Annotated in this window: 9 protein-coding genes and 1 pseudogene; 7 read left to right on the forward strand and 3 right to left on the reverse strand. The window is 44.9% G+C overall.

The features are described from left to right. Positions 1-242 (reverse strand): annotated as a pseudogene (locus EO95_RS08555) (hypothetical protein); the annotation flags it as partial. A gap of 221 nt (positions 243-463) precedes the next feature. Here EO95_RS08555 and EO95_RS08560 point away from each other — a divergent pair. Beyond that, a complete protein-coding gene (locus tag EO95_RS08560; protein WP_048133851.1) occupies positions 464-1279 on the forward strand; it encodes an alkaline phosphatase family protein in 816 nt (271 codons plus the stop codon). A 31-nt stretch (positions 1280-1310) separates the two neighbouring features. On the opposite strand, the gene EO95_RS08565 is transcribed toward EO95_RS08560, so the two are convergent. Together EO95_RS08565 and EO95_RS08575 are read right to left on the reverse strand one after the other, a co-directional pair. Then, positions 1311-3041, reverse strand: a complete 1731-nt coding sequence (locus EO95_RS08565; RefSeq protein ID WP_235282934.1) for a PKD domain-containing protein — start codon at positions 3039-3041, stop codon at positions 1311-1313. A 591-nt stretch (positions 3042-3632) separates the two neighbouring features. Beyond that, entirely contained in the window at positions 3633-4202 is a 570-nt protein-coding gene (locus EO95_RS08575) for a flavodoxin family protein (RefSeq protein WP_048133856.1), read from the reverse strand. A gap of 357 nt (positions 4203-4559) precedes the next feature. On the opposite strand from EO95_RS08575, the gene EO95_RS08580 reads away from it, so the two are divergent. The 6 genes from EO95_RS08580 to EO95_RS08605 all read left to right on the forward strand — a co-directional run. Next, positions 4560-5114 (forward strand): helix-turn-helix domain-containing protein, encoded by a 555-nt coding sequence (locus EO95_RS08580; protein ID WP_048133858.1) that lies wholly within the window; start codon positions 4560-4562, stop codon positions 5112-5114. 177 nt (positions 5115-5291) lie between these two features. After that, entirely contained in the window at positions 5292-6965 is a 1674-nt protein-coding gene (locus EO95_RS08585) for an AMP-binding protein (RefSeq protein WP_048133859.1), read from the forward strand. 141 nt (positions 6966-7106) lie between these two features. Further along, on the forward strand, positions 7107-7343 hold the full coding sequence (locus tag EO95_RS08590; RefSeq protein ID WP_048133861.1) for a hypothetical protein: 237 nt from the start codon (positions 7107-7109) through the stop codon (positions 7341-7343). Between the two features lie 14 nt (positions 7344-7357). Continuing rightward, the gene (locus EO95_RS08595; RefSeq protein WP_048133863.1) at positions 7358-7606 is read left to right on the forward strand and encodes a ferredoxin family protein; all 249 of its coding nucleotides are present in this window, start codon (positions 7358-7360) and stop codon (positions 7604-7606) included. A gap of 22 nt (positions 7607-7628) precedes the next feature. Next, complete coding sequence (locus EO95_RS08600; RefSeq protein WP_048133865.1) at positions 7629-8684, forward strand: 3-methyl-2-oxobutanoate dehydrogenase subunit VorB; 1056 nt, start codon at positions 7629-7631, stop codon at positions 8682-8684. Between the two features lie 2 nt (positions 8685-8686). Continuing rightward, positions 8687-9782, forward strand: a 1096-nt coding sequence (locus tag EO95_RS08605) for a thiamine pyrophosphate-dependent enzyme (protein WP_048133866.1), incomplete at its 3' end; no start/stop codon positions are given.

A 9782-nucleotide genomic window follows, 5' to 3' on the forward strand; every position in this document is an offset into this window, starting at 1 on the left:
GAGTCCGTCTCGTGGGCTCGGAGATGTGTATAAGAGACAGGTCCTATGGGACTCCTCTGGTAGCCCTGAAAATCCAGGAAAACCCCTGCAAGAAGCCCTAAAACATAGCCTGGAACTGTATATTTTATCAGCTCGGAGAATTCTTCCCCCTGTTCAGGGAATTCTTCTTCAGCAAGTTCTTCTTCAGCAAGTTCTTCTTCAGCAAGTTCTTCTTCAGCGGGTTCTTCATTTTCTTTGCCCATTCTTCCCCATCCTGAAACTTATATGTCCCCTATTCAGAATAATTTATTCCTGCATCGTTTAAAAAAAGGTGTCAAAAAACGGGAGTTGTGACAACTGAAGAAAAACCTCAGAAGCTACGGGATAGAAGTTAAAGAAGAAATTGGTCTAAAATAGGCAGTTATATAGGTAGTGCTGGAAACACATATAAACTGCCTTGCCAGATAGTTAGACTGGAGAATATATGAGAGTTCTTGAGTGCAGGACCATTGACATTGCCCCTACGATTTCGAGGTTGTTGAAAGTTCCTATGGTTCCGCCTTCGGGAAGGTCAATCCCTGAGGTCGAGAATTATGCAAAGGAAAGAAGCTGCAAAAAAGCAGTAATTATAGTAGTTGACAGCCTTGGATACTCCCTTTACAGGCACCTTTCTCCGACAATGAGGAACTTGCATGAGCTTGCCGAAAAAGGGCTCCTGTTTAAGTGCAGGTCTCCGGCAACCATCACATCCCCTGCAATTGCTTCAATCTTTACAGGCTACCTGCCCGAGGAGCATAATATTTACTCAACAGCGGACATCTATTCCGAAAGGTCAAAAGACCCGGAGAACCCCAGATTAAAAAGTATCATGGAATGGGCTTACAGGGCAGGGATGAAAACCTCAGCTGTAATCGAGTTGGAAGGCGCCGAGAGTTTCAGGGGGAGAATAAAGGACTTTTACGGGGTTCCGAACTCAGAAGATATACTTGATTATGACCGCCGGATAACAGAGTATGCTTTACAATCTCTCAGGGAAAAGCCTGACATCCTGGCCGTACATCTTAGAGCCCTTGACCGTTACTCTCACAGGGTAGAGACCTGGGACGAAATGAAAAAAGCCTCAAAAACCATCGATAAAAACCTTGAAGAGATCTTTCGGAATGCAGATAAAGGTACCATTTTCTTCATCTGCGGGGATCATGCTGTTCACGGGGGAAAAAAGTGGTTAAAAAATGCCACGCACGAAGAAATCAAAAACCATGAAGATAACTATGTTGCCCTGATCGTGGGCTGCTACTGATAATGCTATCCCCTTTATCAGGAGATAACTTTCACCTTCTTCTGCCTCTTTTCAGCACGGAAAGCATGAAAACTATCCCGGCAAGCCCGAGGAACGACGGAATCCAGGGGGCGATTCTCTTCTCCATTTCGGGTAAGGAATCCCCTACAGACCCTGGTAAGGAATCTCCTACAAAAGCTTCGATGTTTTTCTGAACCTTGAGAGTTTCGTTTTCCAGGGACAAGCCAGTTTCTGTAAGAATCTTTGAGCTGGCAGTGGAGATAACGGAATCTTTTATAGCCTCAAGTTCCTCCCTGTGGATAATCCTGGCATTTCCTGTCCCCTCGCCTCCGCCGTTAGCCTTTGATTCGGAGTTTTCAGTTACTTCTGCATCAATAAGATTATCAACATCGCCGGCTCCATCAGCAGTACCGCTTGCATCTCCTGCAATGGAATTTTCCAGACTACCTGTGTTTGCTTTACTGGAAATAAGTTCCAGGTCTCCTATGTCTTCTACTGCACCCGTATCTGTTTCATTAACAACATTAGGCCTATTGTTTTCATCAGAGATACTTCCTGCATTTACAGAATTTTCCGTACCATCCGAACTCCAGATACTTTTGGCAGCCTCAACCTCTTCCTCGCCAGCTTTCAGGACATTTACGACTACAGATGTCGAAGAGGTTCCGTTTTCGTTTGTAGCTGTTAGGAAAATTGTATAATTCCCGGGACAGCAGAAGGTATGCTCAGGTTCCGAACAGCAGGATGTCTTGCCATCCCCGAAGTTCCATGTAACACAATCTGCGTTCTCGGAAATGTCAACAAATTTTACGACAAGAGGAACATGGCCGCCTGTGGAATTATAAATGAATTGAGCTTTCGGAAGTATAGGGCCGGATTGTTCGGAAGCGTTTAGAACATTTATAGGCACAGATACTGAATAACTATCATTCTCGTTGCTGACAGTAAGAGAAACAACATAATCTCCCTCTATAGAATAAGTATGTTGGGGATTCGGAGAACTTGAGGTTTTACCGTCCCCGAAGTCCCACAATCTCGAGGTGGCATTTTCGGAAAAATCCTTGAACTTGACAGAGAGGGGGGCAGGGCCTTCTGTCACATCTGAAGTGAAACGTGCTTTTGGTAGTACCGGAGGTGTCTGAACATACTCCATTAAAGGCATGTAGTCTATACTGCCGGCTTCAGGGTTGACGGCATATGCAGCATCTCCTATTCCGTCTCCGTTTTCATCCGTTCCTTTATAATCACTCCAGTAATTGCCTGTGCTGCCATTCCAGACATTAAACTTATTATCCCTGGCATTTTCTGTGTTGTCAAAGTAATTGCCGCTGATAACATTATTCGAAGAAGCCACCAGTTTGATACCGCAGTCCAGGTTTGAATATACCATATTGTTGCTCAACCGGTTATTGCCGGATTCGAACAGGTAAATTCCTGCTTCCTGGTTTGAAATTTTGTTCCCGCTTATGATACAGTTTTCAGCCTTGTTAAGGAAAACTCCACATCGGCCTTTAGTTATCGAAAAATCGCTGATCTTTACATTATTGGCAACTATTTCAAACACGTAACTTCCGGTGGTCTCTCCAGCAATAAGGGTATTATCAGGATTTCTGGAGGCTGACTTTATGGTTAAATTATCTTTGTTAACGTAGATACTCTCATTAAATTCTCCGGATTCTACAAGGATAATATCTCCAGGAAATGCTGCATCTACTGCATCCTGTATGGATTCTCCCGGCCAAACACGAAATTCTGATGCCATTCCAGTATCCGAGACTAAAATCAGAATAAAAATTGCCAGTAAAAAGCAGGTTCGCCTGAAAGTTTGTGTTTGTGCCATTTCAGCCCCCATGGAGATACAGGAATTTTCTTAACAAGTTTTTATAAGGAAAGGATATAAAATTGTTGGTTTAATGAAATATTATGCAAAAGAAATTAAAATATGAACAAATAAAAAATTAAAATGAATACAAAGTATGAAGAATAGAAGTTAAAATAAAATTGCTTGCGCCCATACACCCGGTTTCTCAGAAATCGTTGAGTCTCTTTTGGCTAGATTTCCTTGATCTAAACTATTGAAACTCTACTTTCGGTTTCCTCTGCGATTCCTTAATATAGTGCTAAAGGAACACGAAGAAAAATTGATGAGGATTCACTTTATCCCCCAACCTGAAGCCGGAGTGTTTGTGACCCTCTGCGCTTTCGAAGTAATAAACTTGGAAATAAGAATTCATTTGAGAGATGCTTTTGAAAGAAACGAGCACCAAATTAGATCAGGAATTTTAAAATTTAATTTGAAGTCCTTTTGTGTAATTCTTGTGAAAAATAAACCCTGTTCAGTCGGAAATGAACTTTAAAATCTGTTTCCAAGGATTTTAGCCTTGTTTAAGATCCTATTGGAAATTACTGGCCTGTTCTTAGTTCCTGATTTTACAACTTTACCCACAAGTCTATATCCTCCATAATGCAGTACTTCGTTAACTGCCCTTATTGCTCCTCTACTCTCGGCTGCAATAAAGTTGAATGGCCACGGAGTGGTACAGGCAGTTACTATAACCGCTGGCTTTCCCGTTTGACGGGGGTAAGGCATCCCATTAGGTTTTTCCCCCATAAAAACTGGTACATTCCTATCAAATAAAAGCTTGAGCGGACCACTCATATTTCCCCAATGGGTTGGCGTGCCCACTATAAGACCATCAGCATCCCTTATTTTACGTCCGACTATATGGCCATCATCCTGTGGCAAGATACATTCCTTGTCTTGTCGGCACTTCATGCATGCAATACATGGCTTGATTTTAAGGTCATATACATTAATCCATTCAACCTCATGTCTATTAGAAATACCGTCAACAATACTTTTAAGAAGAGTAGCAACTGTTCCATTTTTATGTGGACTACCGTTTAAAACCAATATACGCATATTAACTCCTTTTGAGTCTGGTTAGCTTATTACTATTAAAGACCGTAATAAGTTAATACCATCTGGTTTTCCGCAGATGTATTTGTAATTTTGATATTTTTCTGGACACCGATTATTTACCTGGTCAAATAACATTAAATTTCACTTTTGTATAATAATTGTTAAACAATTCATTGGTTTTATATGCTGGTTTATATGGCCTATGAATGCTAATGTATATTAATTATAATTAGCAATGATTCTGGAAGAAAAATTTCCTACCAACATATTCCGTTAAGCCTGAATGGAACACAAAGGTTTTTAAGCAATTCTTCAAGTTAAATTCCCTAAATAAACCCAGCTGGAGTAGATTAAATTATGCAGGAAAAAATAAAGGAAATAGCATCTCGTGTCCGTGAACTTCGGGAACTGTCAGAGGTCTCGGTTGAAAAAATGGCAGAATCTCTGCAGGTTCCCAATGAGACCTACCAGAATTATGAAAGTGGAACTGAGGATATTCCGGCAAGTATCCTTTTTGAGATCGCACACAAGCTGCAGGTTGACATGGCTACACTTCTTACAGGAGAAGAGCCTCGCATGAATATTTTTACAGTCACGAGGGATGGAAAAGGGGTAAGTGTTGAGAGGAGAAAACAATACAAGTACCAGAACCTTGCCGAGAAGTTCATCCACAAAAAAGGAGAATTTTTCATCGTTACGGTTGAGCCCAAGCCTGAGGGCACCAAACCCGGAACAAACTCCCACCCCGGACAGGAATTCAATTATGTGCTTGAGGGAAGCCTGAAGGTCTACATCCACCATAATGAGATCACTCTTAATGAAGGTGACTCCATTTATTTTGATTCCAATTATGAACATGCCATGGAAGCGCTGGGAGGAGAACCCGCTAAGTTCCTGGCAGTTATTATGTAACCTGGATTAAATGTAACCCGGATTAAAGCATACCTGAATAATTCATGCAAAATCCGCATAAAAAATTCGAGATACAGGAAAAAACTCAGAGAGTTTTTTGAAACTTAAATTCAGCCTCCTGAAGCCTGAATAACTATCTAAAACGTAGAAAAATATCAAATAAAACGGGTGTCCAGAATGACTTCCTTGCTGAGCCAATTTGTTTCCAAAACCGATTTTGAATCCTATGAGGATTTCCAGGAAAATTTCAAAATCCTGGTTCCTGAAAACTTCAACTTTGCCTATGATGTGGTCGATGCCTATGCAAGAGATTCTCCTGAGAAACTTGCTATGATCTGGTGTGATGACAATGGGGAAGAGAGAAGCTTTACTTTTAAAGACCTGAAGTACTACAGCGATAAGGCTGCAAATTTCTTTGCAAAACACGGCATCGGAAAAGGCGACTATGTAATGCTGACCTTAAAGAGCCGTTATGAATTCTGGTACTGCATCCTGGCCCTTCATAAACTCGGGGCTATTACTGTTCCTGCAACCCACATGCTGAAAACCCGGGACATCGTATACAGGATCGAAAAAGCCGAATTAAAGATGATTGTCTGTATATCAGAGGATTATGTCCCTGAACAGGTTGATGAAGCCCATTTAGAATGTGGGGATATCCCGCTCAAAAAAGCCGTTGTAGGAGGGGAAGCACGGGAGGGCTGGATTGATTTCAGAAAGGAGCTTGAGGAAGCTTCCCCGGTTTTCGAACGCCCGACAGGCGAGGCTGCGACAAAGAAAGAAGACATCTGCCTTGCCTACTTCTCCTCCGGGACCGCTGGTTTTCCAAAAATGGTAGAACATGACAACACCTACCCCCTCGGACATATCCTGACCGCAAAATACTGGCAGAATGTGGAGGATGACGGGCTGCATTACACCGTTGCAGACAGCGGCTGGGGTAAATGCGTCTGGGGCAAGCTCTACGGACAGTGGATAGCCGGCTGCGCGGTCTTTGTCTATGACTATGACCGGTTTGAAGCTAAAAACATGCTTGAAAAAGCCTCCAGGTATGGAGTCACGACCTTCTGCGCCCCTCCCACAATCTACCGCTTCCTGATAAAAGAAGACCTCACCCATTATGACTTCAGTACTCTGCAATATGCAGTCGTTGCAGGCGAACCCCTCAACCCGGAAGTCTTTAACCGCTTCCTTGAATTCACCGGAATTAAACTTATGGAAGGGTTCGGGCAGACTGAAACCGTTGTTACCATTGCGACCTTCCCCTGGATGGAACCAAAACCCGGGTCTATCGGAAAGCCCACTCCCGGGTTTAAGATTGAACTTATGGACAGGGAAGGCAGGCTCTGCGATGTTGGAGAAGAAGGAGAAATCGTAATCAACACAAAGGACGGAAAACCTGTCGGGCTCTTTGCACACTATGGGAAAGACCCAGGAAGGACGGCGGAAACCTGGCACGACGGCTACTACCATACTGGAGATATGGGCTGGATGGATGAAGACGGATACCTGTGGTTTGTGGGAAGGGCTGACGACATCATCAAGACCTCAGGATACAAGGTCGGGCCCTTTGAAGTGGAAAGCGCCCTTATCCAGCACCCTGCTGTGCTTGAGTGTGCAATCACGGGAGTTCCGGACCCGATCAGAGGTCAGGTCATCAAGGCGACAATTGTGCTGACAAAGGACTACACGCCGAGTGAAGCCCTTAAGAAAGAGCTGCAGAAACACGTAAAAAATGTCACGGCTCCTTATAAGTATCCCCGGATTGTGGAATTCGTCCCCGAACTCCCGAAGACCATCAGCGGGAAAATCCGCAGGGTCGAAATCCGTGATCAGGATCAAAAACAATAAAAAATAAAAAATGATATATACAGCAGGAATACAGTTCAAATTTAAAAATCAAAGGAATATTCCCGACTGAAGATATACTCTGCCAGAAAAAGAGCAAAACGAAAGGAAAGAAATAAGTACCTTAACCTTTTCCTGAAAAGTTTGTTCAAAGAAGAGATCGATCGGATTTACTCTCTTACAGATACTGTAATTCATACAGATACTGTAATTCATACAGATACTGTAATTCATACAGATATTGTAATTCAAGATTATACTATAATTAAAACAGAAGAGAATTCAAGAACATATAAGAATTCAGAAAGCCCCTTAAAAATGATAGGCTCTCCTGTCTGCCATAAAATACCGGCTGGAGAAAAACAGGGACTGGAAGAATAGAGTGAGGATTCTATATGGAAAAAAATGATAAAAAAGAACCGTACCCTGTTATCAACATTCTGGAGTGCAAGGCCTGTGGGCGCTGCCTTCTTGCCTGCCCGAAGGAAGTGCTTTTCATGAGTGAGGACCTGAACGCGCGGGGTTACCACTACGTAGAGTATAAAGGAGAAGGCTGCTCAGGCTGTGCAAGCTGCTACTATACCTGCCCTGAACCCCTGGCACTGGAAATCCATATTCCCCTGAAAAAGGAGGAAGCCGAATAAGGCAGGATAAGGAGGAAAAAAGATGGTAACACAACTCATAAAAGGCAACTCCGCAGTAATCGTCGGCGCACTCTACGCTGGCTGTGACTGTTTCTTTGGATACCCCATTACTCCGGCAAGTGAGATCCTGCACGATGCTTCCAGTTACTTCCCTAAAATTGGCAGGAAATTTGTTCAGGCCGAGTCTGAGGAAGCTGCAATCAACATGGTCTACGGAGGAGCATCTGCCGGACACAGAGTCATGACATCCTCTTCAGGGCCTGGAATCAGCCTGATGCAGGAGGGAGTTTCTTACCTTGCAGGTGCAGAACTGCCCTGTGTGCTCGTGGACGTTATGCGGGCAGGGCCAGGGCTCGGGAACATCGGGCCTGAACAGGCCGACTACAACCAGGTCGTAAAAGGTGGAGGGCACGGAAATTACAGGACCATTGTACTTGCCCCTAATTCCGTGCAGGAGATGTGCGACTTTACCATGAAAGCCTTTGAGCTGGCTTTCAAGTACAGGAACCCTGCAGTCGTGCTTGCTGACGGAGTGCTCGGGCAGATGATCGAGTCCCTGAAGTTCCCTGAAAAAGCCCTTGTCCCGAAAACCGACACCAGCTGGGCAGTCAACGGTACAGCAGAAACCAGGGCTAACCTGATAACCTCAATCTTCCTGGACTTCAATGAACTCGGAAAGTTCAATGAGAAGCTGCAGGCAAAGTACGAGCTGATAAAGCAAAACGAGGTAGACTACGAGGAATACATGACCGAAGATGCCTCAATTGTGCTCGTCTCTTACGGCATAAGCAGCAGGATCTGCAGGTCAGCCGTAGACCTTGCCAGGCAGGAAGGAATAAAAGTAGGGCTTTTCAGGCCAAAGACTCTTTTCCCGTTCCCGGAGGCGCAGTTGAAAGCCCTTGCAGATAAGGGATGTTCCTTTATCTCTGTGGAAATGAGCAATGGACAGATGATAGACGATGTCAGGCTTGCTATCGGCTGCTCACAGCCTGTGGAACTGGTAAACCGCATGGGAGGAAACCTGATTACCCTCGACCAGATTATGGACAAAATCAGAAAGGTTGCAGGGGAGGCATAAAAATGGCAGTCGAAATCATTAACGGAGAAAAGGTTATCAGAAGGCCAAAAGCCCTGTACCCGGAATACCCCCGCAAAGGAGGGGCCGCTCCAACAGCCACCCACTATTGCCCTGGCTGCGGACACGGGGTTTTGCACAAGCTCATCGCTGAAGCGATTGACGACCTGGGAATCCAGGACAGGACAGTTATGATCAGTCCTGTGGGCTGTGCAGTCTTTGCTTATTATTACTTTGATGCAGGCAATATCCAGGTTGCCCACGGCCGTGCCCCTGCAGTAGGGACAGGCGTCTCAAGGGCTGAAGAAAATGCTGTGGTTATTTCCTACCAGGGCGACGGGGATCTTGCTTCAATCGGCCTGAATGAAACTCTGCAGGCTGCAAACAGGGGAGAAAAGCTGGCAGTCTTTTTCGTAAATAACACAGTCTACGGCATGACAGGCGGGCAGATGGCTCCTACAACCCTTATAGGGGAAAAGACCACCACCAGCCCTGAAGGCCGTGACCCCCGCTTTGCAGGCTACCCACTGCACATGTGTGAACTCATATCCAACCTGAAAGCCCCGGTATTCATCGAAAGGGTCTCGGTCTCGGACATTTCCCATATAAGGAAAGCCAGAAAGGCTATCAGGAAAGCTATGGAGATCCAGCGCGATGGCAAAGGCTATGCCTTTGTGGAAGTCCTTGCCGCCTGCCCGACAAATCTAAAGATGGATGCCGAACAGGCTATAAAGTTCATCAACGAAGAAATGGAACCGGAATTCCCGCTCAAGAACTTCAGGGATAACTCCGCAGAAGCCGAAACCCTCCACAGGGGCGTAAGCGACTTCACAACGGAGACCCTGGAAAAACTTTACGGGATTGAATCAGGAGCCGAGGAAAAACCCCTGAGAGCAGACTTTGCTCCGATCCAGACCAAGATCGCAGGTTTCGGAGGACAGGGCGTCCTGAGTATGGGAATCATACTCGCCCAGGCTGGGGTCAAGGCAAACCTTAACGCTTCGTGGTTCCCTTCCTATGGTCCGGAACAGCGCGGAGGGACCTCAAATTGTTCGGTTGTGATTTCAGGCCAGTCCATAGGTTCTCCTACGGTCTACACCC

Origin of the sequence: Methanosarcina sp. 1.H.T.1A.1, assembly GCF_000979295.1 — an archaeon.
In the GTDB taxonomy this organism is placed as follows: domain Archaea; phylum Halobacteriota; class Methanosarcinia; order Methanosarcinales; family Methanosarcinaceae; genus Methanosarcina.

What these genes read in the sequence shown, in the direction of transcription:
- EO95_RS08585 (WP_048133859.1), top strand. Translation starts at nt 5,292, where the DNA reads ATGACTTCCTTGCTGAGCCAATTTGTTTCCAAAACCGATTTTGAATCC.
- EO95_RS08560 (WP_048133851.1), top strand. Translation starts at nt 464, where the DNA reads ATGAGAGTTCTTGAGTGCAGGACCATTGACATTGCCCCTACGATTTCG.
- EO95_RS08580 (WP_048133858.1), top strand. Translation starts at nt 4,560, where the DNA reads ATGCAGGAAAAAATAAAGGAAATAGCATCTCGTGTCCGTGAACTTCGG.
- EO95_RS08595 (WP_048133863.1), top strand. Translation starts at nt 7,358, where the DNA reads ATGGAAAAAAATGATAAAAAAGAACCGTACCCTGTTATCAACATTCTG.
- EO95_RS08565 (WP_235282934.1), bottom strand. Translation starts at nt 3,041, where the DNA reads ATGGCATCAGAATTTCGTGTTTGGCCGGGAGAATCCATACAGGATGCA.
- EO95_RS08575 (WP_048133856.1), bottom strand. Translation starts at nt 4,202, where the DNA reads ATGCGTATATTGGTTTTAAACGGTAGTCCACATAAAAATGGAACAGTT.
- EO95_RS08600 (WP_048133865.1), top strand. Translation starts at nt 7,629, where the DNA reads ATGGTAACACAACTCATAAAAGGCAACTCCGCAGTAATCGTCGGCGCA.